At 69.1% G+C, this 25,380-nt stretch carries 26 protein-coding genes; 1 reads left to right on the top strand and 25 read right to left on the bottom strand.

Annotated elements, in window-relative coordinates:
• Positions 1-222: 222 nt before the first annotated feature.
• Positions 223-2,460 (bottom strand): TonB-dependent receptor family protein, encoded by a 2,238-nt coding sequence (locus EV668_RS07405; RefSeq protein ID WP_133769138.1) that lies wholly within the window; start codon positions 2,458-2,460, stop codon positions 223-225.
• A gap of 815 nt (positions 2,461-3,275) precedes the next feature.
• On the opposite strand from EV668_RS07405, the gene EV668_RS07390 reads away from it, so the two are divergent.
• Positions 3,276-4,376: a F0F1 ATP synthase subunit B gene (locus EV668_RS07390; RefSeq protein WP_133769135.1), complete on the top strand. Its 1,101-nt coding sequence runs from the start codon at positions 3,276-3,278 to the stop codon at positions 4,374-4,376.
• A 599-nt stretch (positions 4,377-4,975) separates the two neighbouring features.
• Here EV668_RS07390 and EV668_RS07385 read toward each other — a convergent pair.
• From EV668_RS07385 to EV668_RS07275, 24 genes are all read right to left on the bottom strand, one after another.
• Positions 4,976-5,296 carry a hypothetical protein gene (locus tag EV668_RS07385; RefSeq protein ID WP_133769134.1) on the bottom strand — a complete coding sequence of 107 codons (321 nt, stop codon included), beginning with the start codon at positions 5,294-5,296 and terminating at the stop codon, positions 4,976-4,978.
• A 1-nt stretch (position 5,297) separates the two neighbouring features.
• Entirely contained in the window at positions 5,298-5,492 is a 195-nt protein-coding gene (locus EV668_RS07380) for a hypothetical protein (protein ID WP_133769133.1), read from the bottom strand.
• A 28-nt stretch (positions 5,493-5,520) separates the two neighbouring features.
• Positions 5,521-5,967: a hypothetical protein gene (locus EV668_RS07375; protein WP_133769132.1), complete on the bottom strand. Its 447-nt coding sequence runs from the start codon at positions 5,965-5,967 to the stop codon at positions 5,521-5,523.
• Positions 5,949-6,428, bottom strand: coding sequence for a lysozyme (locus EV668_RS07370; RefSeq protein WP_133769131.1), 480 nt, complete (start codon positions 6,426-6,428; stop codon positions 5,949-5,951). The genes EV668_RS07375 and EV668_RS07370 overlap by 19 nt, the downstream gene beginning before the upstream one ends.
• Positions 6,425-6,649 (bottom strand): DUF7940 domain-containing protein, encoded by a 225-nt coding sequence (locus EV668_RS07365; protein ID WP_208111489.1) that lies wholly within the window; start codon positions 6,647-6,649, stop codon positions 6,425-6,427. Before EV668_RS07365 ends, EV668_RS07370 begins: the two co-directional genes overlap by 4 nt.
• 53 nt (positions 6,650-6,702) lie before the next feature.
• Positions 6,703-7,062 (bottom strand): hypothetical protein, encoded by a 360-nt coding sequence (locus tag EV668_RS07360; RefSeq protein WP_133769129.1) that lies wholly within the window; start codon positions 7,060-7,062, stop codon positions 6,703-6,705.
• Between the two features lie 10 nt (positions 7,063-7,072).
• The gene (locus EV668_RS07355) at positions 7,073-8,707 is read right to left on the bottom strand and encodes a carbohydrate binding domain-containing protein (RefSeq protein WP_133769128.1); all 1,635 of its coding nucleotides are present in this window, start codon (positions 8,705-8,707) and stop codon (positions 7,073-7,075) included.
• A gap of 42 nt (positions 8,708-8,749) precedes the next feature.
• Entirely contained in the window at positions 8,750-13,756 is a 5,007-nt protein-coding gene (locus tag EV668_RS07350; protein WP_133769127.1) for a host specificity factor TipJ family phage tail protein, read from the bottom strand.
• Positions 13,756-14,151 (bottom strand): glycoside hydrolase, encoded by a 396-nt coding sequence (locus EV668_RS07345; RefSeq protein WP_208111488.1) that lies wholly within the window; start codon positions 14,149-14,151, stop codon positions 13,756-13,758. The genes EV668_RS07350 and EV668_RS07345 overlap by 1 nt, the downstream gene beginning before the upstream one ends.
• Positions 14,148-14,690: a DUF1833 family protein gene (locus EV668_RS07340; RefSeq protein ID WP_133769126.1), complete on the bottom strand. Its 543-nt coding sequence runs from the start codon at positions 14,688-14,690 to the stop codon at positions 14,148-14,150. Before EV668_RS07340 ends, EV668_RS07345 begins: the two co-directional genes overlap by 4 nt.
• Positions 14,687-15,802, bottom strand: a complete 1,116-nt coding sequence (locus EV668_RS07335; protein WP_133769125.1) for a hypothetical protein — start codon at positions 15,800-15,802, stop codon at positions 14,687-14,689. Before EV668_RS07335 ends, EV668_RS07340 begins: the two co-directional genes overlap by 4 nt.
• A 5-nt stretch (positions 15,803-15,807) precedes the next feature.
• On the bottom strand, positions 15,808-18,135 hold the full coding sequence (locus tag EV668_RS07330; RefSeq protein ID WP_133769124.1) for a hypothetical protein: 2,328 nt from the start codon (positions 18,133-18,135) through the stop codon (positions 15,808-15,810).
• Between the two features lie 55 nt (positions 18,136-18,190).
• Positions 18,191-18,361 (bottom strand): hypothetical protein, encoded by a 171-nt coding sequence (locus EV668_RS24720; protein WP_166652378.1) that lies wholly within the window; start codon positions 18,359-18,361, stop codon positions 18,191-18,193.
• Positions 18,349-18,753 carry a gene transfer agent family protein gene (locus EV668_RS07325; RefSeq protein ID WP_133769123.1) on the bottom strand — a complete coding sequence of 135 codons (405 nt, stop codon included), beginning with the start codon at positions 18,751-18,753 and terminating at the stop codon, positions 18,349-18,351. Before EV668_RS07325 ends, EV668_RS24720 begins: the two co-directional genes overlap by 13 nt.
• Positions 18,750-19,190, bottom strand: a complete 441-nt coding sequence (locus EV668_RS07320) for a hypothetical protein (protein WP_133769122.1) — start codon at positions 19,188-19,190, stop codon at positions 18,750-18,752. Before EV668_RS07320 ends, EV668_RS07325 begins: the two co-directional genes overlap by 4 nt.
• A 23-nt stretch (positions 19,191-19,213) precedes the next feature.
• Positions 19,214-19,636: a tail completion protein gp17 gene (gp17, locus tag EV668_RS07315; RefSeq protein WP_166652377.1), complete on the bottom strand. Its 423-nt coding sequence runs from the start codon at positions 19,634-19,636 to the stop codon at positions 19,214-19,216.
• Positions 19,636-20,016, bottom strand: a complete 381-nt coding sequence (locus EV668_RS07310) for an HK97 gp10 family phage protein (protein WP_133769120.1) — start codon at positions 20,014-20,016, stop codon at positions 19,636-19,638. The genes gp17 and EV668_RS07310 overlap by 1 nt, the downstream gene beginning before the upstream one ends.
• A gap of 16 nt (positions 20,017-20,032) precedes the next feature.
• Complete coding sequence (locus tag EV668_RS07305; RefSeq protein ID WP_133769119.1) at positions 20,033-20,356, bottom strand: head-tail adaptor protein; 324 nt, start codon at positions 20,354-20,356, stop codon at positions 20,033-20,035.
• Positions 20,356-20,586 carry a hypothetical protein gene (locus EV668_RS07300; protein ID WP_133769118.1) on the bottom strand — a complete coding sequence of 77 codons (231 nt, stop codon included), beginning with the start codon at positions 20,584-20,586 and terminating at the stop codon, positions 20,356-20,358. The genes EV668_RS07305 and EV668_RS07300 overlap by 1 nt, the downstream gene beginning before the upstream one ends.
• Positions 20,586-21,191, bottom strand: a complete 606-nt coding sequence (locus tag EV668_RS07295; RefSeq protein WP_133769117.1) for a head-tail connector protein — start codon at positions 21,189-21,191, stop codon at positions 20,586-20,588. The genes EV668_RS07300 and EV668_RS07295 overlap by 1 nt, the downstream gene beginning before the upstream one ends.
• A 13-nt stretch (positions 21,192-21,204) precedes the next feature.
• Entirely contained in the window at positions 21,205-21,645 is a 441-nt protein-coding gene (locus EV668_RS07290; RefSeq protein WP_133769116.1) for a hypothetical protein, read from the bottom strand.
• A gap of 104 nt (positions 21,646-21,749) precedes the next feature.
• Positions 21,750-23,135, bottom strand: coding sequence for a phage major capsid protein (locus tag EV668_RS07285; protein ID WP_245512913.1), 1,386 nt, complete (start codon positions 23,133-23,135; stop codon positions 21,750-21,752).
• Positions 23,136-23,171: 36 nt separating this feature from the next.
• A complete protein-coding gene (locus EV668_RS07280) occupies positions 23,172-24,056 on the bottom strand; it encodes a head maturation protease, ClpP-related (RefSeq protein WP_245512911.1) in 885 nt (294 codons plus the stop codon).
• Position 24,057: 1 nt separating this feature from the next.
• A complete protein-coding gene (locus EV668_RS07275; RefSeq protein WP_133769115.1) occupies positions 24,058-25,374 on the bottom strand; it encodes a phage portal protein in 1,317 nt (438 codons plus the stop codon).
• Positions 25,375-25,380 lie beyond the last annotated feature (6 nt).

The following is a 25,380-nucleotide window of genomic DNA, read 5'->3' as shown; positions in this document are numbered from 1 at the left end:
GAAGCGCGCGAGCGTCGATACGCGTCCCCGCGTCACAGAGGGTCGGCCCGATGGACGCTTTGCCGAGGCATCGATGCGTCGGCAGCCGGGAGGGACCCGGCTCCGGGTGCGAGGGCTCATCAAAGCGATTCCCGCTTCTCCGGCGCGGGAATCCTCAGCAGGAGCCCCGCGACGCCGGAGGGCGATCGCGAAGCACTTCGCGGCCGATGGTGAGAGACGGCATCACCATCGATAGCGCAGGCCGGCATAGACGGATCGCCCCATGCCCGGGTTGAAGAGCTCCGACGAGGCCGTCGCGACATCCGCGATCGCCGCGGTCGAGATGTAGCGCTTGTCGGTGAGGTTTCGCGCTTCGAGATAGCCCGACCAACCCGTGCCACGATCGAAGCCCACCCGGACATTCAGGAGGGCATATGCCGGCACCTTCAGGCTGTTGGCGTTGTCCGCATAGAAGCCCTTCGGCATCCATTCGACGCTCGGCCCGATATGGAAGCCGCTGGCGTGCTTGTAGAGCAGCTCCGCCCGCAGGTGGTGCTGCGGCACGCCGGGCAGTTCGTTATTGCCCCAGCGAGCGTCGCGATCGAAGCGGAAGTCGTTGTAGGTGTAGGCGGCGTTCAGCCAGAAGCGATCCTCGGCCGCGAAGACCGATTTCAGCACCGCGACGCCGATTCCGGCCTCGATCCCCTGGTGGATGGTGCGATCGGCATTGACGACCGAGCAGAGGTTGTACGGCGACGTCCGAAGGCATTGCAGCTCGTTGCGCAGGTCGGCGCGATACAGGGCCAGATCCCAGGTCAGATCCTCGGTCCTGCCGCGCGTGCCGATCTCGTAGGTCGTCGACGTCTGGACCCGAACGTTGGGCAGCAGGCCGGCGAAGGTGACGAATGTCGAGGAATCGTAGGTCGGGACCTCGGCGCTGCGGGAGACGTTGCCGAAGACCTGCCAATGGGGCGTGACGTCCCACAGGATCCCCGCTCGCGGGCTGAACAGGTCCCACGTGCGGCCGACCGATTGGTCCCCGTCCGAGAGGAAGCGGTCCTTGCGATCACGGACCGCGTGCAGGAACTGGCCTCCGCCGATGAGGGCGAGCGTCGGCAGGACGTAGAAGCTGTTTTCGACGTAGAGCGAGTGGTTCTGCGAATTCTGCGTCTCTGACCGCAGCAGGGCACCCTTGGTGGCCGCGCCCACATTGGCGCTTTCCTTGTAGGCGGCCGAGCCGGCCTGCAGGTTCACGCCCGCGACGAAGCGGTTCCGGAACGCGCCGATCATCCGGTCGTCCGTCGCGCGGACGAAGCCGCCGTAATCGGCCAGCGTGTAATCGAGATACCGGTAGATCGGATGATCGACGCGCCTCTGATGGGTGAAGAGGCCGAGGTCGACGGTCGTCGTGTCGAAGCGCAGCGTCGTCTTGCTGCCGAGCCGGACCGAATCGATGTTGCGCTGCTGGTCCTGCTCCACCCAGACCGGGTTGGCGGAACGCGGCCGCCGCAGGGCCGTCGCCTTGTCGAGTTCCCCCGGAATGCGCGCCCGCCACGAATTGGCGTTCAGGTAGAAGCGCGTCTCGGCATCGGGCGAGAGCTGGTAGCCGATATTGGCGTTCAGCCGCAGCGCTTCGCTCCCGCTATGCGCGCGGTAGCCGTCCTCGCGCTGGGCCGAGCCGTTGATGGACCAGTCGACCGGACCCCGAGCGCCGGCGACGCTGGCCGATCCCTTCAGGTAGCCGAAGGCCCCGCCGTCGATCCGAGCATCGAAGGCCGGCGCATCGCGTCCCGTCGGCCAGACGAAATTGACCGCGCCGCCGAGGGAATTGCCGCCGAAGCGCAGCGCGCTCGCACCCCGGAAGACCTCGACATAGCGATAGGCCGTCGGGTCGATCTCAAACAGGTCGGTGAGCCCGTCCGATTGATTGATCGGAATGCCGTCCATGAAGAAGTTGATGCCGCGATTGCCGTAGTTGCGCGACAATCCCGAGCCGCGGATCGACACCCGGGCATCCTGACCCCAGCGCATCTGAGCGATGACGCCCGGCACGCCGCCGAGGACGTCCTTGATCGTGTTGGCGGGACCGTTCTTGAAGGCTGTGTCGGGGACGAGCGCGACACCGCCCGGGACGCGGTCGATCTCGGCCCTCGCCTGCTCGACGGTCGGCACGGTGAGCGAGCGACCGGAGGCTCCGGAGGTGGGTGCGCCGAATGCCGGCCCGGCAGCGGCGCGTCCGGAGGAAGCGGGCGCAGACCTGATCGGCCTTTGGTCCGAGGGTGACGCGGCCCGGACGGAGGGACGCGATCGTGCGGCCGCGGCGGCAGGACGAGGCGCGGGCCTGGCCTGGCGCCGCGCCTCGGGCTCCTGAACGACGACCGGCGGGAGCGATGTTGCGGGACCAGGTTGGGCGAAAGCAGGCGAGGAGGCGGACGCGAATGCGACCGCGCCGAGCGCGACGCCCAGCGGCTTGACGGACATGATGAGGATCCAAAGTCAGACGTTGATCGGAAAGCGGAGCAATCGATCAGGCTGACGGTGGACCCCGGGCACGGTGGGCGGAAAGCGGTGGGCCGGTGCGGGGGAGGTCGGCCTCCGGCCGCCAGACGATCCGGACCGGCACGGCGAAATGGGGACGCTCGGCCCATGTCCAAGCCGGCGGAGGAACAAGATTGGCGAGGTGCTGGACGGTGCAGCAGTGATGATCGTGGCGGACCGACTTCCCGCCTGGATCATGCTCGCCGTCGACCGTGCAAAGCAGACCAGGGGCGAAGGATGCACCGGCCGGAATCGCGGCCGCCAGAAAGGCCTGGAGCAACAGGGCGTAGAGCGCGACCACGCCGATGATCGCGCGCCAATGCCCCGATCTGGACCGACGGTCGCGCATCCAGACCGGTTACAGCCAAGCTTAGACCTCGACAATCGCGCGACGGCCACACGGCAGCATTGAGGGCACCGAGCCGTCCAAGCCCACCGCGCGCTCGCCGCGGGGGGCGATCGCCAGCCCGCCAACCATCCGGCCGACCTCCCTGCCGTCGACGAAGCAGCCTCTGCCGCGTTCCCGACGCGACTGAATTCGTCCGTCGGCGAACGCACAGGAACTATTTGGCGTCATCGGCACTAATTGTCGCGGCCATCGACGCATGGATATCCTCGGCTGGCCTCGGGCTTGACGGGCCGACATGCGCAGTTTCGTGGCCGCTTCTTGGGCGAGAGGCAGTCATGCATTCCATCATCTACTTAGTCGGCTTGGTCGTCGTCGTGCTCTTTGTGCTCTCGCTGCTGGGGCTACGCTGATGTCGGCCGGATTCGAGCAGACCACGGCGCCCGGGGGCGTGACGCAACCCGAGCCCGTGGATTGGGGCGCGATCTTCGCCGGCACCGTCGTGGCGTCGGGCACGGCGATCGTGATGACCACCTTTGCCAGCGCGCTCGGCATGGGGTCGATTTCGGTCGGACCCGACGGCGGCATCAGCACGATCGGCCTGGCCCTCACCGGGCTCTTCACGGTCGTCTCGATGGTCGCCGCCTACTGGCTCGGCGGCTACATCGCCGGGCGGATGCGCCGGAGAACTCTCGCCTCCGCGTCCGAGACTGACACGCGCGACGGGCTTCACGGCCTCGTCGTCTGGGGCCTCGGCATGCTGATCGCCGGCAGTTTCGCGCTCTCGGCCATCTCCGGCGGTGCCCGAGCCGTCGGCGGAGCCGCGTCCACGGCGGTTCAGGCGGCCGGATCGGCCGTCGGAGGCGCTGCCCAAGGGGCCGGCCAGCTCGCTGGTGGCGTGCTGAGCGGCGTCGGTCAGGCTGTCGGGGGCGCGGCGCGTGGTGCAGGCAATGCCTTGGAGCCCGGCCTCTCGGACATGCTTCCGCAGGGAATGCAGTCGAATCCTCTCGACTACCTGATCGACACGATGAACCGGCCCGGTTCCGGCCAGCAACCGACGGAATCGTCCGATCCGGCCGCGGTCGCTCGGCAGATGTCCACCATCCTGGCGAACATCGTTCGCACCGGAGAGGTGTCGGATGCCGATCGGGCGTATCTGCGGGACCTCGTCGCCAACCGCACCGGCCTCACGCAGGAGGAGGCGGGCAAGCGCGTCGACGAAGCGGTCGAGAAGACCAAGGCCGTGAGGGCCGAGGCCCAGAAGAGGCTCGACGAGGCGAAGGCCCAGGCGGCGCGCGTGGCGGACGAGGCCAGGAAGACGGTCGAGGAGGCCAAGGCCGAGGCTACGCGGATCGCCGAGAAGACCCGTGTGACGGGAATTCTGACGGCGTTCCTGCTGGCCGCCGCGTCCCTGGTCGCCGCCGCGGCCGCCTTCATCGGAGCGACGTGGGGCGGCGCCCATCGCGACGAAGGCCGAATCTGGAAGGGTCTGTCCTACCAGCGCAAGGTCTAGGTCTAGCGCCCCCGCCCCGGCTCCGAATCAAGGAGCCGGGGCGTCCGGCTGTCTCGCTGCGATTGAGATTGAAGACCGGCCGCTCCAGCTGCATCGCAGGGCTCCGAGCGGCCATCGCTTCGCTCCGGCGGCGCAAAGCCGCCCTTTCGACGGTCATTCCCGCGAACAGGGATTCGCCCGCCGCGGTGCCACAAGCCGGGTTGAATCAGTCGAAAGCTGGAAAAGCGGCTTCCCGCAGATGGCCGACAACGCGCGGCTCGCCCGCTGCTTCGGCCGCGTCCTCGACCAAAACGCGGGATATGTCGGGGAGATCTAGCAACATCAGGCTCTAACGAGAGCTGATGGTGCCCAGGAGAGATGTCGATAAAATGTGTCTCTCCAATGCCTTACGGCGAAGTGCGGGCGAATTCGGCCTCTTTGATGCGTAACGGCTTTTTCGCGCCTCGCCCGCACCGACCTGCCCTCCCCTCAAACGCAAAAAGAACCCGGCCCGCCGAAGCGGACCGGGTGCAAGTCGTGGGAGGAAATGCCCGAGGGCAGCGAGCCTCGGCTCGCCCGCGAGGCTCGCGGCAGCCGCGTGAGTCGGGCGATGCCGCGGTTCAACGCCGGCGCACCTCCTGACGGATCTCGCGCAGCAGCTCGGTCGCCGTCGTCACCCGCTCCTCGAGCCGCGCCAGTCTGTCGCGATCGCGCTCCAGCACCTCGATCCGCATCAGGATCGCGTGGAAGCGTTCGTCGCCTCGCGCGGCAAGCCGCCGGTCAGCCTGCTCGAGCTCGGCGATGCGGGAATCGAGCTTCGCCGCATACCAGGACAGGCCCGCCGTCTGGCTGACGAGGGCCAGCGCGAACGAGATGGCGATGGCGAGCGACAGGCGGCGCGGGAACGCCACATAGCCCTCGCTGACGTTGAGCGTCGTCATGTCAGAGCTTTCCGAAATCGCGCCGCACCGCCTCGATCCAGGCGAGAGCGCGGTTGCCGCAACCGGTCTTGGCGCGGTCGAGGAGCTTGGCGTGCCCGATGACCCGGGCGACGTCGGCGGCGGTCAGCGCGCGCGCCGGGATCTCCGGAAAGCGCTCCCGAAGGCAGCCGGCGATGTCGGCCGGCGCGGGCGGCAATGTGATGCGCCCGGGCGGCGCCTGGCGCTCAGAGGCGACGCAGCCCGCGAGCGACGTCGTCAGGCAGGCACACGCGATCGCGGCCCGGATCCGTTTCGAGAGCATGGAGGAGGTCCTGGAGCTGGCGCCGGCTGTCGGCGAGGGCGGCGCGATCGCGCGAGGCGCGCGCCTCGAGGTCGTGCGTGATGGCTTCGGCCCGCTCGGCTCGGAGCTGCTCGGCCGCCGCGGCCTGGCGCTCGGCCCGCAACGCAGCCTCGAGCGTCGCGCGGCCATAGGCCGTCTGGTAGAGCAGCCCGGCGGCGAGGAGCGCGGCGCCGGCGACGATCGCCGGCCGCGACAGCCAGGCCGGCAGAGTGACGAGGCCGAGCGTCGCGACGGCGAGGAGCGCGAGGCCGGAAAAGCCCAGCCCGAAGCCGAAGGGCGAGAGAGCCTGCCAGGCGAGGAGCAGCCGCGCAGTCACAGGCCGCGCAGGCACATGGCCCGCTCCTCCTGCCGCCGGCGCGTGAGGCCGGGCAAGCGCCGGCCGCCGGCCTTGTCCCACATCAGGAACGCGTCACAGCCGCCGCGGATGTTCCCCGCATTCGTCCGGCGCGCGACCGTCGAGCGACAATAGGCGGCCTGGCCGATGTTGTAGGACAGGCTGAGATGGGCGACGTAGCGCTGCGCCGGCATCGTCTTCGTCGACGGGACGCAGCGCTCCATGGAGGTCGCGAACTCGTCGAGCGCCTTCAGCAGCATGGCGTCGCACTGTGCCTTGGTGCGGGTCATGCCCTTCCGAATGCCGCGGGTCTCGCCGTAGCAGAGGGTCCAGACGCCGACCTGGTCCTGATAGGCCCGGGTTCGGAGACCTTCGAAGCCGCCGACGGTCGCGACGGAGAGGGCGCCGACGGCGCCGACGAGCGCGCCGATGAGGCCGCCCTTTTTGATGCGGCTCATTGCGGATCTCCCGACACGGTCTGCTGGGCGATCAGGCGCGAGACGGTCGCGCCGATCGAGACGACGAAGGCGATCGCGGCGAAGGAGCCACGCGGGATCGGGGGCTCGGCTGCCAGGAAGCCGATCGCGACTTCGGCGCCGCCGAAGAGGGCGGCGAGCAGGTTGAGGCGGATGCTCCAGGCATAGCGAAGCACCCGGCGCCAGTTGGCGACAGGTTTCACAAGGACCTCCAGAAACGAGAAAGCCGCCTCGAGGGGCGGCCGGGCGGGTCGGATTAAGCGTTGGCGGGATCGGGATCAGGATCCGCTGTCGGAGCGGGCGTCGCGGCTGCGAGCGCGGCCGTCAGCTGCTCGACCTCGAGCCGAAGGTCGCCGTTCTCGGATTCGAGCGTCGAGGCGCGCGCGGACAACGTGTCGATCTGCGCCAGCGCGGTCATGTTGATGTGTTCGAAGATGGCCGAGGGCGGGTAGCCCAGGGTGTCGGCCCGCTCCAGCGTCATCGGCCCGTTCGTGGAACGAGTACGGTTCCCGAACGAGTCGACCAGGTCTTCGGCCAGAATGACATGGGTGCCGGTGGGCTCCCCGGACGCGGGATCGCTCCCCCGATAGAATAGCTCGTAGACGTAGGCGGCCATGGTCGGCTCCTCAGGCGATGGCGGTGACGTTGGTGCCGGCGATCTTCCAGACCGAGCCGTTCCAGGTGACGACGGCGCCGGTGCCGGCTCCCGCCCCCTCCTGCGTGCCGGCGCCGTTGAAGGCTCGGCAGTTGCTCGCCCAGGCCGTGTCGCCGGCCTGGAGGTTCGCCGTGGGCAAGGTCGCGACGGTAAAGGAGGGCAGGCTCGCCGCGGCGATCGATGCGACGGGCGTCATGGAGCACTCGTCGAAGTCAATCCAAGTGATGCCGAGCGGCTGCGCCACAGTCACGTTGATGACAAGACGGAATTCACAATAGCCGGCGTCAGCAGGTGCGACCACGACGACCTCGGCCCGTGTCCAGGTCGTAGCCGTGCTGAAGTTGGAGTTGGCAAATGCGGTGGCAGAGGGCGTGCCGTCGGACTTGAACCACTGGGCGCGAACGGAGACGACGTTGCTCGCAGCAGCCGCGACGTTGGATTTGAGCCACGACCCGATGGCGTATTTCGCACCCGGCACGACGGGGATCCTCTCCCCGATCGCGTTCAGCGTGCCGGTGGTCTTCGCTCCGAAACTGAGCCGCAGGCGGGATCCGCCAGACAGGGAGTCGATGGATGTGAGGACCTGCTGCGTCGCGCCATCCGAGAAACCGGCGAAGGTCGGCCACCCGGACAGACCCTGCTCGAAGCCGCCATTCGGGACGAGGTTCGGCCCGTTCGCGAGGCCGTTGAGGCGCTTCAGGGCGGCGGCCGTCATCAGGCCGTCGGCAGATTCCGTCGCCGCCCCACCGAACATCGGTTGACCGTTGCCCTTAGTTCCGCCGAGGACGCGCCAGTTGCCGCTCGCATCCGAGGCGACGTGGAGGATGTCGCCGGCGGCCATGACAATGTCGGCCGCGCCCGGGATGACGAGCGAGGTGGCGTTGTGTCGGATCGTCGCCGCGCCGAGGAAGCGCAGGATGCGACCCTTGTTGCGCCCGGAGCCGAAGGAGGCGATCGTCGCCGTGCCGGAGATCGCGAGCCGGCGCGTACGCTGGCCGCCGATATTGGTGGTCGCCGAGGAGGCGAGCGAGCCCTCGCCTTCGAGGAAGTCGATGGTGCCGTCGCCGGCGATGTCGATCGCCTCGACGGGGATCACCCCGTCCGGGAAGGCCTGGAGGAGGAGGCGCTCGCCAGCGCCCGCAACGGTCTTCTGCTCGAGCGCGAACCAGTTGCGGCCCGAGAGCTGCCACACGTCCCGAAAGAAGGTCGCGGCCCCCTCGCCCCGATCCCGCGGCAGGATCTTGGACTTTCCGTCGAGCGTGATCGAGCTACCGAAGACCTTGCGCTGCTCGTTCAGGAGGATGGACAGCGAGAGACTGTTCTGTGCGGACGGCGAAATCGACGCGGCCATGTCGTCGATGGTGAACGGCACCGCCGAGAGAGCGACCGGATTGCCGGAGGCATCGGTGAACGGCTCGTTGACGGTGAACTCCGTGCCGGTCCAAGTCGTGATCGTGCGCGTCCCGTAGCGGCCGATCCCGCCTCGGATGCCAGGCGCGAGCGCCATGCCGATCTGAACCCCTCCGCCCACGGTCCCGGCGATCGTGCCGGAGGTCGCGTTGGCGGCAAGCGTCAGCGTCGCGCCGGAAGGTGCGATGTAAGGCATCGTCGATTGTCCTAGAGGTGGGGCGAGACGGGCCGGGGGCGATCAGCCGCCGCGGTAATAGAGCTTCCAGACGTAGCTGGACTGGAGCACCTTCGGGTCCGGCGAGGGGTACTGCACCGGGTCCAAGCTACTCGTGTAATCGTAGTCGATCGTCACGGTCTTCGGGAAAGGCCCTTCGAGGACCTCGATGAGGTGGATCGTCATGCTGGCGACATCGATATTCGGCCGCGAGATCGGCAGCGTCTCTTGAACGACGCCATCAATGAGAACGCGCAGATACAGATAGTTCGACACGTTGCTGTTCGTGACGAAGCCGCCATACGAATACTTGATCGTGTTGATCAGCTCGATCGCGCAGGGGCTCTTGACCGTCAGGACCGACCGCAGTTCCGGGATCGGCTGATTGGTTCGCGGCGGCAGAAGAAGCGCGATGTTCGAGCCCACGACCTTTCGGCCCCAGTCGAACATGGCGTTGGGTGCGATCAGCTCCGTCGTCACGAGCAGCTTCGGGATGATGACGCGGCCCGTCGCCGCGTCGATCTCCATGAGCTTCGTCATGTTCTGCATGCCGGACCCGACGAAGCGGGCGACGTAGAACTGCTCGACGTTGAAGACGGCGTGCGGCCCGCCAACCGTCGGGGCGAGCAGGTAGAAGCCGCCGTCCGATTTTTCACCGCCCTCGTCGCGCGAGATCTCCATGGCGATGAGGGAATCGCCGGCATTCGGGCCGGCCCGCGCGGTCATGCCGAAGCGGGCGGTCGCGGTCACGCCATTCGCGGTAGCCTGGGCCTGCGTCGCCGTCGTCGCGGCGGACTCGGCCGCGGTCTTAGCCGTGTCGGCGGTCGATTTCGCCGTGTCGGCCGTGGTTTTGGCGGTGTCCGCCGTGCTCTTGGCCGAGTCGGCTGTGGTCTTGGCCGTGTCCGCCGTGCCCTGCGCCGTCGCTGCGGCGGTACCGGCATTCGTCGCCACGGTCGAAACCGACTCGATGCTTGCCGCGATCGTGCCGGCCCCCGTGCCGTTGACCTTCGCCTCGAGGAGGCCGACCTGGGACACGAGGCCCGTCGCCGGGTTGCCCGGGGTGGCGGCCTTGCCGACGACCTGGGTCACGGCCGAGAGGCGCGAGGTCACGCTCTCCGCATCCTCGCCGAGGACGCCGACCTCGATATCCTCGACCTTGCGCGCGAGGCCTTCATCCTCGTCGAGGATCACGTCTTCGAGGCTCGTCAGCCGGCCGCTGATGCCCGGATTGGCGGGGTCGCTGCCGTCGATCTTGCCCTCGATCGTCGCGAGCCGCGTGATCTGGCTCGACGGGTTGTCCGCGTTCGTGACGACGTGCTCGAGCGTGCCGATGCGCCCGGCGGCAAGGCCGGAGGCCACCTCGAGTTGGCGTCGGGCGATGGCCTCGGCCGCGAGACCGTCGGCGACGACACGGAGCGTCTCGGTGAGGCGGGCCGCGGTCTCGCCCTGGACGGCGAGCAGCGTCTTGTTGCTCTCGCTGATCGCCTCGCCCATGGCGCCGATGCTGCTGCCGAAGACACTCGACGCCGTCGCGAGCTGAGCGCTGACCGTGCTCTTCATCTCCGCGATCTCGGCGAGGATGGCTTCGATCGTCGCGTCCCGCGTGTCGCCGTCGAGCTTGATAGCCGTGGCCGAGGTCGCCGCCACGATCTGGCCGAGGGCCGAGACCTGGAGGAGCGCGCTCGTCACCTGGCCCGACAGCGCCTCGAGCGAGGCCTGCGTCGCGAGGAGGTCGATGGTGTCGGTGACGCCGCTCACGGTGATGCTGAGGTCCTCGACCTCGGTCGACAGCTCGCCGAACTCGACCGCCGAGACCTTGGCCGCCAGCTCGTTCGTCACGGAATCGAGGCGCAGCGAGACCTCGTTCACGCGGGTGAACAGGTCGCCGAGATCGCCGTCGATCACGGTCCGAGCGATCAGCGCGACCTCGCCGGCGAGCGCGTCGAGCGAGATGCTGACTTCGTTGATGCGGTTGCCGAGCTGCGCCTGGCCCGCGATCGTGTAGGCGCCTTCGGCCTGGACGACGCCGATCTGCGTCAGGATCCCGCCATAGGTCTCGATGCGAAGCTGCAGCTCCTGCAGGACGGTCAGGGCGCTCTCGACATCGTCCCGAACCGCCCGGACGGCGAGGCCGGACCGCGCCCGATCCGCCGGCGAGGGCGACAGGGCGAGCTTGAGGTCTTCGATGTTCCCGAAGGCCGTGTTCGCGCGGGCCTTCGCCTCTTCGGCGATCGCCTTCGCCTCGCCGACCGAACCGGGCCCGGTGCCGGTGAGCTTGTCCTGAAGCTCCCCGGTGAGCTGGCCGAGGGAGATCTCGACGATGTCCGTCGTCGAGCCGTCGATCAGGGGCTTGAGGGTCTGGAAGGTGGTCTGCGTCCACGGCCCCGGCTCGCCCGTCCGGCCATAGGCCCTCGCCCGAATCCGCACCGGCAGCGGCGATTGCCGGATCGGCGTCGAGCCGGAGAGCGAGGCGAGGTTGCTCTGGATCTCCTGCCAGTCGTCGGAGGGCCCGGTCTCGTCGTCGATGGCAAACTCGACGTCATAGGTGACGCCGCCGCGCGGCTGGCCGATCGACCAGACGAGACGGATATCGGTCTCGGTGCGCTGGCATTGCGCCCGGAGGGACTGGATGACGGGACGCAGGATCTCCTGCGGGCCCTCGGGCGTGACCGGCTCCGGCACGATGGGCGTCTCGCCGAGGGCGAGCCAGACGCGCGGATCGTCGAGGACCATCTCGATCTCGACGTTGTCGGCATCGACCGGCCGGGCCGCCCGGGCGATATAGGTCTCCTGCAGCTCGACGAGATCGCCGAGCGTGACCGTGGTCGGATCCTGCGTGTCGAGCGCGAGGATCTCGGCGAGCGCCTTGCCGGTGGTCGCCACACGGGCGGCGAGGTCGGTCGCGTTCAGCGTCAGCGTGCGGGCGCCGTCATAGGTGGCGCGCAGGATCCCCCATTCGCGGCCCCGCCGATCTCGGATCGAGGCATAGGTCGGGCCGGCCAGAAGCGGCGGCTCTTCGCCGAGGGTGAGGACGGCGCCCTCCGCCCACACAACGGAGACAGCGGCCTTGCCGTCGAGGAACCACAGATCCGAAAGGATATGCGTCCCCGGATAGACGAGGCGCCCCTCCCATTCGACCGTGATCTTGCGTTCCGCCGTGCGATAGCGGTCGATCGCCGCGAGCCAGTTCACATAGGCGAGCGCGTGCGCGCCCGAGGAAATCCCGGGCGGCTTGTAGCGCTTCGGGGTGCGGGTCGGTGCGAAGAGGGTCTGCCGCACCTCGTCGGGGCGCTTCGGGTCGCCATCGCGATTGAACTCGACGATGACGTCGCCCTGCGCCGAGTCCGATTTGACGAAGGTGAGCCGCTGTGAGGACGTGTCCCGGATGGTCTGGCGCCGGGTGATGACGCGTCGGCCGCCCGCTTCCTCGGCGCTCTCGTCACGCACGAAGCTGTAGATCGAGCCGATCTTGACGTATTCGGCGCGGAGCGGCGCCAGCACCTCGTTTGCGGCGTCCGGAAAGGACGAGACCGACGGCAGGACGCCGTCATAGGTGTCGAAGCCCTCGAGATCGGGCCGAGCCACATAGGCGAGGGTCTTCTCGATGTCGGCCGCATCGGGCCGATAGAGCGCGTACTCATTGCGCACGAGATCGGCATAGGCCCAAAGGCACTTGCGCGTCGGCTGCTCGATCCAGGCTGAGCCGGTCCAGACCGGCAGGATCCGCGTCGCGAGGACCTGGACGTCGCCGAGCGAGGAGAGTCCCTTGATGCCCGAGATGCGGATGACGATCTCGGTCGTCTTCTCGCGGATGCGAGTGTCGGGCAGGAGCGCCGACATCTCGTCCCAATAGACCGCGTTCGAGGCTTCGAGCTCGATCGTGTCAGGGTCGAACCAGGCATTGGCCGCCCGGACCTGCCACTGGGCGAGGTCGGGAAACTCCAGCTCCTTGCCGAAATGCCCGCCCTCATCGAGATAGGCGTAGGCCGTGTTCTCGTCGCGATGGATCGGGCCGGTCGGGTTGCCGGTGACGGGGTCGAGCCGCTGGTACTGGAAGACGATGCCGCAATCCATCGGCTTCGCCTCGCCCTTGCTCCCACGGCGCATGACGCTCGGGAAGTTCCAGGCGAGATAGACCTTCTTCGTCGCGACCCCGATCGGCGCCGCTCGATACCAGGGGGTCCATTCGGGGTTCTCGCCGGGCCGCGGCAGCTCCTGGCCGACGACGCTGTCGGAGGTCGCGACGTCGCCGGGCAGGATCGTCGAGGGCTGTTCGTAGAGGAACTCGACGGCCGCCGGTGGCGCGTATTTCGGGATCGCATTGAAGGGCGGCAGGATGCCGACGCCCTTCTTCCAGAAGGTCGATTCCCCGACCCTGATCTCCTCGATGTCGAACTTGCCGAGGCCGACCGTCAGGCGCTTCGTCAGGATCGTCGTCTTGTTGCCGACATACTGGATGAAATCGCGCTGCGAGAGCGGCGGCGAGGTCCAGCAGCGGCCATAGATCAGAGGCCGCCGATCGCCGCGGCGGGCGACGTTGCCGCTCGCCGAGAGCGAGAGGAAGTCCTCCTCGGTTTTCTTCTTCGCGGCAGTCGCCTGCATCGCCGCGGCCGCGAGCACGCCCGCGCCGAGGACGAGCCCGGCCTGGACCAATCCGGCGCTGAGCCCAACGACCCCCGCGATGGCTGGTGCGGCGAAGGGCGCGACGACCATGAGCGCCATCGCCGCGATGGCCATTGCGATGCCGGCGCCCGACTGGCCGCCGCCGAGCGCAGGTCGGACGAGCACGACCGTGTCGTGCGGGCCGACGAGCGTCGTCGCGTATTGCTTCCGGAGCCGCGCCGCCTTGTCGAGCATCGACCGATCGGCCCGGCGCCAATCCTCGCCCTTTCGGAAGACCAGCGCGACGACGCGCCGATCGGCCGGACCGTGACGGCGCATGATGGTCGACAGGCGCCGCCGACGCGGGGCGAGCACGAGGGGTCCGCCCTGCTCCCGGTGCAGGTGGTTGACGGCGACGACGAGGGTCATCAGCGATCCGGGCGATAGAAGTGCGGATGCCAGCGGCGGAGCTGGCGCAGCTCGGTGAGGGTGTCGATCACGACGCCGTGCCAGGTGTCGGTGTGGAGCACGCCCCGGCGATCGGCGAGGAAGGTGCCGACATGGTCCTGCGGGCCGCCGGCGAGGCGGCTCATCATCACGACGTCGCCATCCTCCGGTGCCGGATGCTCACGCCAGCCAAGGGCGGCTACGCCGTCACGGAGAGCGCCGGCCCGATCCCGAGGCGCCGGCAGCGGATCGTCGGCGCCCGGCAGGATGCGGCCGAAGACCACGCGCTGGACGAGGCCCGTGAGCCACCAGCAATGCGCCGACCGCTGGTCGTACGGGGTGCCGAGCAGATCGTCGACGAAGGCGGCCCTGCTCATGCGAACAGCGTCCGGTAGTCGAAGCGGTCGAAGAAGGCGTGGGGCCCCGTCGGGACGTTGAGATTACGGCCATCCGGGAATTCGAGCGCCCCCTCGGCCGCGCCGCCGTCGAGATCGACGGCCGTCAATTCGAGATCGTCGACGGTGGCGCCCGGCCCGGTGAGGGCCGCGACGCTCGAATGCACGGCGTATTCGCGCAGAACGACATCGATCGGCGCGTCGTAACCGAGCGCTCCCTTCAGGAGCCGGTAGGCTTCACCCGATATCCCGAGGATCCGCAGACGGCCGGGAGTGGGACCGTTCTTCTCCGCGCCCGGGCGGATGATCTCGAAGCTGCAGGGGGTATGATTGACCTTCGGCTGACCGGGCACGATGGGCAGCGGCACGAGTGCTTCGCCGTCATCAACCGGCTCGCCGACCCCCATGACCCAGCGCACCGCGCCGTCGATCCCCGGATGGGTCAGCTCGAGCGCGTAGAGGACCGTCGCCGCCTCGTCGCCGGAGGCATAGATCTCTTCGAAGGCCGCCTCGATGCTCACGACACGGCTCCGATCTCGACCATGTAGCCGCGCAGGATCGCGTAGAGCGCCGCGTGGTCGGCGGGGGTGAGCGCCGTCCCGACGATGCGCATGGCGAGCCGGCGCGGGCTGTAGTTCAGTCCCGCCCGCGACGAGACGATATTGCCGGCCTGAAGCGTGCTGTTCGTCGTCGCGGCGCCCGTCCCGATGACAGTGCCGTTCCTGACGAGGCTCACGGCCGATCCGGATCGGGTCGCACCGTAGAGGCCGAGGCTGTCGGCGACCGGCGCCGTGATGAGGTCGGCCGACGCCATGCGGACAGAGAGAAGACCGGAGGCGACCCGGCCCATGATGACCTGACGGTTCGACGCGCCGTCGGTGCCGGCATCATAGGCCGTCGTGTTCGCGAGGTTCGTCAGCGACCAGACGAGATCGGTGATGGAGTCCGGCGCGACGCCCGGGATCGACGCATAGCCGGCTCCATGATCCAGGAAGCCGCCGACCCCGTCGCCGGCATAGCCGCGATCGACCTGGAAGCCCGGAAGCGGCGAGCCCGACCGGGCGGCGTTGAGGGTCGGCCGGCGCCAGTTGACGAGCGCCGGCGCCGGGGCATGGGCGGCGAAGACGCAGAGGAGCCCGATCTTCTCCCACAGCCCGGCATATTTCAGCCGGGCGATCGTCGCCGAGATCAGCGCCTTCCGCGATGGCGACGGCGCCGACGACATCCGGGCGAAGAGCGCGACGGCCTCGGGCTCATAGGCGTCCCGGCCCCAGACGCGGACCGAGAAGCTGACGATGGAATAGGGCCCGTGATCGGCTTCGGAGACCGTGCCGTCGATCTGACAGATGCGCAGGCCGAGAAGGCCCGACGGCAGCCGGACCGGGGCGACGAAGCGCCGGACCCCGGCATTCAGATCGCGCTGCAGGAAGTCGAGGAACTGGACGAATTCGGCGCGGGAGAGCGGCGGCAGCCGCATGGGCAGCGTCATCGTCGCGACGAGCGAGCGCCGGCGCACGCGGACGTTCCCGCCCTCGTATTCGCTCACCTCTCCCTCCGGCACGAGCGCATCGGTGCCGAACCCCGGCGGCGCGACGAGCGCCGGGAGGTCGGCCGGCCAAGCCGGAAGCGCCATGTCGATCAGCCCCGGTTGAAGGCGTGCTTGTTGGTCTTGAAGACGTCGCCGAGATCGCCGCGCCCCTGCGCGGCGCGGCGCGCCATGCGGCTCTCCATCCCCCGCTCGACCTGGTCGATCGTCAGGTGGTTGCCGCTCCGCTTCACGGAGGTCTGGACGCCTGGCGCCTCGTTGATGGTGACGGAGAGATCACCGCCACCACCCCCGCCCGCTCCCTGGCCGATCGGATAAATCCGGCCGTTGGAGCCCGGCACGAAGACCTCGCCGCGTCCGAGCTCGTTCACGGTGTAGCCGCGGCCGGCCATGACCTCGCCGCCATTGGCCCGGAAGCCGCCCATGATCATGCCGAGGAGGCCGCCGGCGGCGTTCCCGCCGGCGCTCGCGGGCGCGGCCATGCCGAGAACGCCGGCGAGCGGGCCGGAGCCCATCAGGGCTGCCTGCAGCAGCATCTTCACGAGTTGCTTGCTGAGGGACTGGAGCGTGTCCTCGAAGGACTTGCCCTCGAGGATCATGTCGCCGAGCGCGTCAACGCCCATCTGGCCGAGCGAGCGCATCGCCTCGGCCTGCTGCTGCAGGGCCTGTTTGGCGTCGAGCGTCTTGTCCTTCAGCGTCTGCTGCGCCTCGGCGAGGGCGATGACCTTGGTCCGCTCCTCGTCAGTGAGGCCACGGCCCGCCTCCTTCGCGGCTGATTCCGCCTTGGCCAGCTCGACGGCCTTCGCCCGCTCGACATTGGTCTTGCCGACGCTCTCCAGCTCGGCCTTGGCGGTGGCGTTCGCCTTCTCGAGCTGCTGGATGAGCTTCTCGACCTGGTCGAGGGACTCGGCCGCTGCGCCGCCCCCTCCACCCTTGCTGCCCGACGGCAGGCTTTTCGACCTATCCGTCTTCGGGTTGACCGTGACCTTGAGAGGCCCGCCCTCATCGGCATCCTTCGGGACGCCGGTCGATTTCGGCTTGTTCGGATCGACGCTCTCGATGCCGGAATAGTTCGACAGGCCGAGGCTGTCGGAGAGGTCGCTGATCTTCTTCCAGAAGGGGTGGTTGCCCAACTTCGTGATGGCGTCGCCGATGCTGACGAACCAGTTGTAGAGGCCCATCACCGTGGAGACGGCCTGCGCGATCGCCTGGTTGAAATCGGCCTGCGCCTGGGCCTGCTGCGCCTGGTAGGCCGCGAGATCGCGGTTGAGCGGGAGCAGCGCCTCGCCGAGGATTCGCTGCGTTTCCTCGAGCGTCTTCTTCAGACGTTCCGCCTGCTCGATCTGCTCGGGCGTTCTGACCCAGCTGCCGTCGGCCGTGATCCCAGCGGCGGAGGTCAGCGCGTCGCGCATCTTGCCGACCATGTCGACGCCGCTTCGCAGCTTGGCCTCGAAGTCCGAACCGAACATCTTGCCTGCGAGATCCAGCGCCGCGAGGTTCGCACCCCGCTGGCGAAGCTGATCGATCAGGTCGAGGACGACGCGGATCCGCGCCTCCTGGCTGTCGGCCCCAGTGTATCGATCGAAATCGCCCTGGCTGAGATTGCCGGCCCGCACATGTTGAGTCAGTCGGTCGCCGATCGAGGACGAGGGCCCCTTTTCCCCCTCGCCGATCCTCATCGTCGCGGCGTCGCGCGCACGCTCGAGCATAGCCTCGAGCTTGGACGCCTCGATCTGCAGGCTCTTGGCCTCGCCGAGCCAGCGCTGGAAGAACGACGTGCCGACGCCGGCGCCCTCGGCGCCCTTGGCGATCTTCATGACGCCGTCGAGACGCTCCTGCGCGGCGCGCGCGGCCGCGTCGACCGCGCCGAGAACCGCGATCAACGCCACGAGCCCGGCTGCAGCCGTCGTTCCGGCCGCAAACGCCGGCGAGGCGGCGAGCGTATTCCACACCCCCGCGATCTCGGTTCTGAGGAAGGCCGCCTTCGTCACGATCGGCGCGGTCCCGACCGTCCAGGCCGCGTCCATGGCCGCAGTGCCGGTTCGGGTCTGGCGCCCGGCATTCAGGGCCGCGAGCCCCATGGCGGACAGCGCGAAATTGTGATCGTTCGCGGCCTTCAGCGTGGCCGCGCTGATCGAGGTGCTGTCGGCGATCACGGTCCGAGCGACCGAGCCGAAGGCCGCCCCGTAGCCGCCCGTCTGCTGCGCCAGGTCGCGGAAGGCGGCGAGGTTCTTCTTGAGCACGCCCTCGAGCGCGTCCTGGCGCGCATCCGAAGGGTTGAAGGCCTTCTTCGCGCCGTCGAAGGCGCTGGAGATCTTCACGACATTCGCCGCGACCGAGGCCGCGAGATCCTGCATCCCCGCCTTGGCCGCACCGGTCTCGGTGCCGAAGCGGATCATGATGGGGGCGTTGATCGCCATGCTCACCCCCGATCCCTATGGCGGCCTCCGAGGCGGCCGGCCGCGATGATGACGATCAGGCCGCGTCGCGGCCGAGCGCGTCGCGCTGGAGCGCTTGCTGCCAGGCGTCGGCCGAAGGGGCCTCGGGCGTCTCGTCGGCGCCGTGGAAGGCTGCGAAGCCCTGCATGAAGGCCGCGAATTCCGGCACGGTCATGCGCCGGACCTCCTCCGGCCTCAGGCCGGCCATTCCCCCGGATCGGTAGAAGGCGGCGAGGTTTCCGGGCTCGTCGCCGCCTCCTCTTTTCCCGGCTCGGCCGCCTCGACGCCCGTCACGGCGGCCGACAGGATCTTGCCCGCGAGGTCGAGGTAATCGGCGATCGGGCGCGTGTGGTACCGTTCGACCAGCGCCGTCGCGAGCGCGTCGTGCATGCCGCCGCCCTCAAGGCCGAGCCGGATGGTCTCCCACACGTCGGCCGCGTAGAAGCGGTGCCCGGCGAGGCGCAACATGATCTCGCCGATGCCGGCCCGGCTGAGGCGCTCCAGCTCGGAGATCTCGCCGAGCCGCAGCTGGAAGCGCCGCGTCTTCCCGCCGAAAGGCCAGTCGATCGCGGTGCGGGAGGTGTCGATGGTCTCGCTCACGGCGTGACCGGCGTCCAGTCGAGCGGGCCCTCGCCGCGGAGCTGGCCCGTGAACTTCACGATGCCATTCTCCTCGGTCGAGAATTCGAGGTTCTCGAACCAGACGTCGCCCTCCCAATGGCCGCCGCCATCGGCGAGCGACGCGACCTTCACGAAGCGATAGGTGATCGGCGTCTCGCTGTCGCAATCGGCGTCCAGCGTGATCATCTGCGAGCCGCCCGTGGTCCCGGAGATGTTGATCGTCCAGGCCGTCATCTTCTTGACCGAGCGGCGCACCGGCACGGCCTGCGGGTTGTCGCAGTCGATGACCGAGGCGTCATCGAATTCGTTCGTCTTCTGCAGCCGCTTCGTCGAGGCCACGCAGACGAGGTCCCATGCGGCGCCGTTCTTGCGGCGCACTTCGAGGTTGCGGCCGCTAAGCGGCTTGATCTGTGCCATGGTGAGGGTCCCGCGTTTGGGGCCTATCCGGCCCGGAAGATGACGGTCGTGATGTCGAGGAAGACCTGGCGCGGCTGGCCGGCCTCGGCGGCGTCGCCTGCGGTCACGACGCGGATCTCGGTCAGGCCCCACGGGGCGGCGAGATCGGGGCTGGCGCCGTCCAGGGCGTCGGCGAGGAGTTGCGCGAGCGTCCAGGCCTCGTCGCTCTGGAAATCGCGGGTCGCCACGTAGAGGCGCATCCGCGCGGGCCGGGCTGGATCGTCGCACAGCTCGTGGCGATCGATCTTCTTCGGCCCGACGAAGACGTACGGGAAGGTCGGCTTGTCCTTCGCGTCCGGCGGGCGGTCGAAGAAGCGCGGGCCGATCTCGGCTGCGAGGGAGACGTCGGCGAGCGCCGTCGCCTTCACGGCATCGCGAAGGGCGAGGATGGCAGCGACCATCGGCATCAGAGGCTCCCGGCCACGTCGTCCATGCGCTCGGCGCGCTCGCCGAGGATGCGGTCGGCGTTGTCGTAGAAGAACGGCTCGGCCGACATGAACTCGGTCCCGCTCTCCACGAACGGCGCGTAGTCCCATGCGTCCCGTTCAGCCGAGGCCTCGACGATGGTCTGGTTGCCCTCGGTGCGGGAGGTGATGCCCTCGCGCAGCGCGCCGGTGCGCTGCGGAGCGTCATCCTTCATCGCATCGACCAGGCGCCGGGCCGTCTCGACGTCGACGGCGCTGCTGGACAGGACGAGCTTGACCGCCATCCGGCCGAGCTGGTCGACCACGGCCGTCGACGAGACGGTCGCCGAATAGGCGAGCCGGGCGAGGTCGAACAGGTTCATCGCGGCGCGCCTCGCGTCATGTGGCGCCGACCTGGCGCGAGAGCTGGATGGCGAGGAAGCCTGTCCCGTCCGGGATCGGCGCCGAGGCCACGACGAGATCCGCGCCGCGGAAGGCGACGCGATCGTCGAGGGCGATGGTGCGATTGCGTGGCGTGTCGTTCACCGTCAGCACGCCAGCGACGGCATCGGTGCGCGAGCCGGCCTCCTCGAGCGTGCGCGCGCCACCGGCGGCCCAACGGCCCCAGCAGGAGAAGGCCGGAGCGGGGTCGCCCTGGCGCATCCCGTCGACGATCGCGCGCTGCGAGATCGCGACGCGCGTGTTCAGCCGGCCGGGCTGCATCAGACGGTGCGGGCCGGCCCGATCGGCATCGCGGTGACGACGACGTCGTCGAAATCGGCGAGGGCCGGATCGACGCCGACCTGCGCCCGGTCGATGACGACGAGAACGTCGCCGCCGGCCTCGGCGATGAGGGCGCGCACGCCCGGGATCATGACGCCGTCGACGAAGAGGGCGCGCGGCGCGTTCTCGCCGCCATGGGCGGGCGCGAGGACGATGCGGGGTTTCGGCATCAGACGGCCACCTTCCTGTACGGCGCGATCAGGCGATCGACGGTCGGGTTCGTGACGAGGCTCGCGAGCGTCTTGCCCGAGCGGTCGTTGGCGAGATCGGTCGCAAGGAGGAGGATGGCGGCCTGGAGCGGTGCCGGTACAGCGGCCGCGGCCGCGCCGAAGCCAGCGACGAAGTCGATGCGCCAGGCGTTCCGGACAGGCTCGGCGGCGGGCCACGACGCGCCTGGCGCGAGCACGACGCTCGCCTCCTCGAGGCGCTCCTGTTCGACCCGGTAATGACCCGGATCGACGTCCTGATATTCCCCCGCCGCCCAATAGCGGACGGAGACGGTGAGGTCCGACCTGACCGGCCCCAGCTCGAGCCGGAACCCGGCCCGGCCGCAGGGCAGCCGGACGGGGCCCTCGGCATAGGCCGTCCAGACCTGGTCGACGAGGCAGCGCCCGAGGATCCCGTCGCGCCCGTCGAGATGCGCCACGGCAGCCTCGAGATAGCTCTGGAGGAGCAGATCCTCGAAGCTCTCGTCCGCCTCGAGCCGCAGCTGCTGCTTGAACAGCGCCAGCGTCACCGGCAGCAGCGCCGGCGGCGTCGAGCGGACGTAGATCATTGCGCGATGCCGATCAGCTCGCCGGCTGCTCGACCGGCGCGCGATCCGGCCGGCCGAGCACGGCGATCGCCGAGACGAGCGCAGCCGAGGCGTTGCTCGCCGGCGTGATCGTCAGCCGCGTGTACCGCTTGTTGCCGACATAGCCGAGCTTGCGAACCTGATCGTCGCTGGCGAAGGTGAAGCCGGCGGCCGCCTCCGGAGCGAGAGCGGGATCCTGGCTGTTCATATCGATGTCGGGAACGGCCGTGGCGCCCGCCATGTTGGCCGCGTCGCTCTCCTCCAGAAGGACGGAGAAAGTCGCGTCCGCGTCGGCGATCGCGCCGGTCGCGATAAGGTAGGCGAGGCTGTCGAAGCCCTGCCGGTCGATGACCTGGCCGACGAGGGCCGTGTTGTCCGCCACGCTGACGGGGCTGAGCACCCGCTTCACGAGCATGTCGCTGATTGCGTCCCGCATGGGAGCCTATCCTTGTGTCGAGAGGACCTGGCCGCTCTCGGCGCCGTGCCGGCGGACAGGGGAAGGGCGCGGCCGCGGCCGCGCCCCGATCGGCGATCCCCGCGTCAGGCGGAGATCTTGAAGAGCTTGATCGCCTCGTAGTCCTGGACGCCGCCGCCGACGCGCTTGGTGGTGTAGAAGAGGACGTAGGGCTTGGCGGTGTAGGGATCGCGCAGGACGCGCACCCCGGCCCGGTCGACGATGAGATAGCCGCGGCGGAAATCGCCGAAGGCGATCGGGAAGGCCCCCGCCCCGACGTCGGGCATGTTGTCGTCGTCGGTGATGCCGTATCCCAGCACCGTCGAAGGGTCTCCGACCTGGATCGAGGGCTGCCAGAGGTAGTTGCCCTGGCCATCCTTGAACTTGCGGATCGTCGCGACCGTCTTCCGGTTCATCAGGAAGCCGGCGTTCTGGCGGTAGCCGCCCCGCACGGCCTGCACGAGGTCGATGAGCGCGTCGGCAGGCGCATCGCCGTCGAAGCCGGCGGCGGCGCCCGAGGCGACGAAACCGACCTTGCCCCAGCCCCAATTGGCGTCGGCCACCGTCGGAACCGTCAGAAGGCCGCGCGGCCGGCTGACGCCGTCTCCGAGGATGAAGGCGGCGCCTTCCTGCTCGGCGAAGGTGAGCGAGACCTCGTCCCCGAGCCAGGCGCCGATATCGACGACCGCATCGTCCAGCAACGTCTGGGTCGCCGCCGGCATGGCGTAGAGTTCCATGGTCGGGAACGACAGCTCGGCGAGCTTCGGCGTGGCCGTCTCGGGCCGGCCTCCGGTTTCGCCGACCCATCCGGAGGTCGCCCCACCGACGCCGTGCATCTTCTTGTAGCTGCCGCCGCCGATCGTGCGGACGCTCGCGAGCTGGCGCATGGCCGAGACCTTGCCGAGCACGCGCCCGATCGTCGTCTCGATCTCATCGCTGACGAGATAGCCTCCATCCGGGTTCGAGCCGGTGCGGGCGGCCGCCTTGACGTTGTAGGCCTTGACCTCGCGCTCGCCGTCGCCCTGGCGGAAATAGGACGCGAAGTGTCCGCGATACGCGCGCACCTCGGCCGAGACCGGGCCCTCGCTGCCGCCGCCGCCGAGTTCGGCCGAGGCAAGGCGGGTCGCCATGGAATCGAGGGAGGCCTGCAGCTCGGTGACGGCCGTGTTGATGCGCTCGACCTTCTCGTCGGTGACGACGTCGGCCTTCGCGTTCAGCTTGGTTTCGTTCTCGGCCTTGAAGTCCTCGAAGGCCTTCGTGAGATTGGCCAGCACCTTCGCCGGATCGCCCTCGGCCCGCGGCATGCTGAGGATCGAGCGCGGCATCTGCACGGCCGTGAGGGCGGCGAGCGCGATGGGCGCGACGACCGGAACGGACGCGGCCGCGCGGACGACGTCGCCCATGGCATAGGCGTCGGACACGGTGAGAGAGGCCAGGGCGACGAGCCCCAGCACGATGAAGAACCTGCCCATGGAGGAACCTTTCTGGGATGAATGCGGGAAGGGCGCCTACGCCCCGAGGGCCCGCGTGAGATCGGCGGCGGCGCCGAGCCAGGAGAGGTCGCCAGCGCCGGGCGTGGCGGTCTTCGGAGCGCCGCCGCCGGCGTCCGGGGCAGCGCCAGGCGTGCCCTTGATCTTCGAAAGGAGGCTCCGCGCCTCGCTGCGCGACATCGACCGGCAGAGGCCGAGTTCGGCCTTGCGAACGGCGTTATGGGCCGAGGCCTGCTCGCGGGCGCCCTCGTCGACCTCCATTTCGTCGGCCGTGAGAAGAGAATCCGCGAAGCCGTTCTCGATCGCCTGCTCGGCAGACATGAACGTCTCGGCGTCCATCCAGCCCGCGACCGTCGTCTTGTCGGCGCCGGAGCGGCCTGCATAGAGCGCGGCCATGGCGTCGTCGAAGGGCGCGAGATAGGCGGCCGTCTCAGCCATGTCGTTGCGGTCGCCGGCGGCGATGACCCAGCAATTGTGGATCATCAGGAAGCTCGCCGGCCCCATGGCAATCGTGTTGCCCGCCATCGCGATGATCGAGGCGGCCGACGCGGCGAGGCCCATCACCTTCACCCCGACCGGCGCCGGGTGCTGCAGAAGCCGGTTGAAGATGGCGATGCCTTCGAACATGTCCCCGCCGGGACTGTTGATGTGCACCTCGACGGCCTGGTCGCCGATCCGGCGAAGAGCCGCGTCGATCCGGTTCACCGTGACGCCGCCGCCCGACCAGTAATCCTCGCCGATCACGTCGTAGATCGTGATGACGTTCTCGCCGCTCGCGGCCGCTCGGATGCCGGCGTTCCAGCGGTCGAGGACGGCCGGGTTCGAATAGGCGGCGACGTCGCGCCGCGAGGGCAGCGCGATCGCGCCCGGGCGCGCGGCCGCCATGACGCGCGGGAGGCGCATCTTACTTGTCCCCATCGGGCTGGTCCTCGGGTTTGGAGGCGGCATCGCCGGCGAGCAGCTTCGACGTCGCATCGGCGGCCGCCACGGCGTCCTGCATGTTCGACGGGCTGAGATAGGTGTCCCCGCCCTCGATCGGGTTCTCGTCCTCCTTCTCGAGGACGTCGTTCGCGCTGAGCCAGCCCCATTGGCGGCCGACGGCATAGGCGGCGAAGCGGGTCTTGATGTCGCCCCTCACGAGCGCGTTCGTGTTGTGCCGGGCGTAGAGCTGGGGCTCGGCGTCGTCGACGAGGTCCCGGGCGATCGCCTCGTCCCACATCGTCAGCCAGTCCTGCAGGGTGTACGTGACGAAGCCCTGGCTCTGTTGTTCGATCCCGGAGCCCCATGACGTCGTCTTCGTCGTCAGGCCGACCATGTGCGGCGGGGTGCCGAAGAACATGCACACCTCGAGCTGCGACAGCTCGCGGCTCTGGATGAACTGCGCGTCCTGCAACGTGAGGCCGAGGCGATCGTATTTCAGCCCATCCTGCAGGATGAGGTTCTTGCCGGTGTTCGAGGCGCCGCGGAAGCTCTCCAGCTCCTCGCGCAAGCTGTCCCGCTGCTCCGGCGTGAGCCTCTTGTCCGACGAGAGGACGCCGCCGATCGCGGTGCCGTTCCGGAACAGGTTCCGCGCATGGGCGGCGAGCGCCAGGCTTTCGCCCACCGTCTCGCGCGCATAGGCGAGCACGGACATGCTGCGGACGCCGTCGAGCGACAGGCCGCAGAGATAGAACATGTCCTTCTGCGGGATCGTCACCCGGCCGCCGTCGGGCCGGAGATAATCGAAGGCGAGCGTGAGGTCGGGGAGCTGCCGGACCTCCACGACACGATCGGGATGGAGCGGGATCAGCGCGGTGATCTTGCGGCCGGACCGGACGATGCGCGCGAAGCCGCCCTTCCGAAGCAGAACGCAGGCCTGCATGTAGCGCTTGAACTGCGAGGGGGTCTGCCACGGGTTCGGGCGCTTCCGCAGGACCCGCCAGAGCGGATGATCGTCGGCATCGAGGCGCAGCTTGCCGGCGCGACGCTTCAGGTCGATCGGCATCGACGCAACGGCACCGGTGATGAGCGTGACGCAGCGATGGGCCGTTGCGACGCTGAGCGCGGCCTCGGCCGACACGGCGATGCCCGAGGCGGTCGCGGCTCCGCCGCGCAGGAACTCCTCGAGGCGGCCATCGGTCAGGCTGTCGATGAAGACCGACTGGCCAGCGGCCCGCGGCGCAGGCGCGGCTGCGCCGTCGATCGGCCGGGCCAATGGGATCGACGGGATGCCGTGCGTCATCCGCAC

Source organism: Enterovirga rhinocerotis (assembly GCF_004363955.1).
Lineage (GTDB): Bacteria > Pseudomonadota > Alphaproteobacteria > Rhizobiales > Beijerinckiaceae > Enterovirga > Enterovirga rhinocerotis.
The sequence above is the reverse complement of the archived record's forward strand: the minus strand, read 5'-3'. Positions and strand labels throughout refer to the sequence as shown.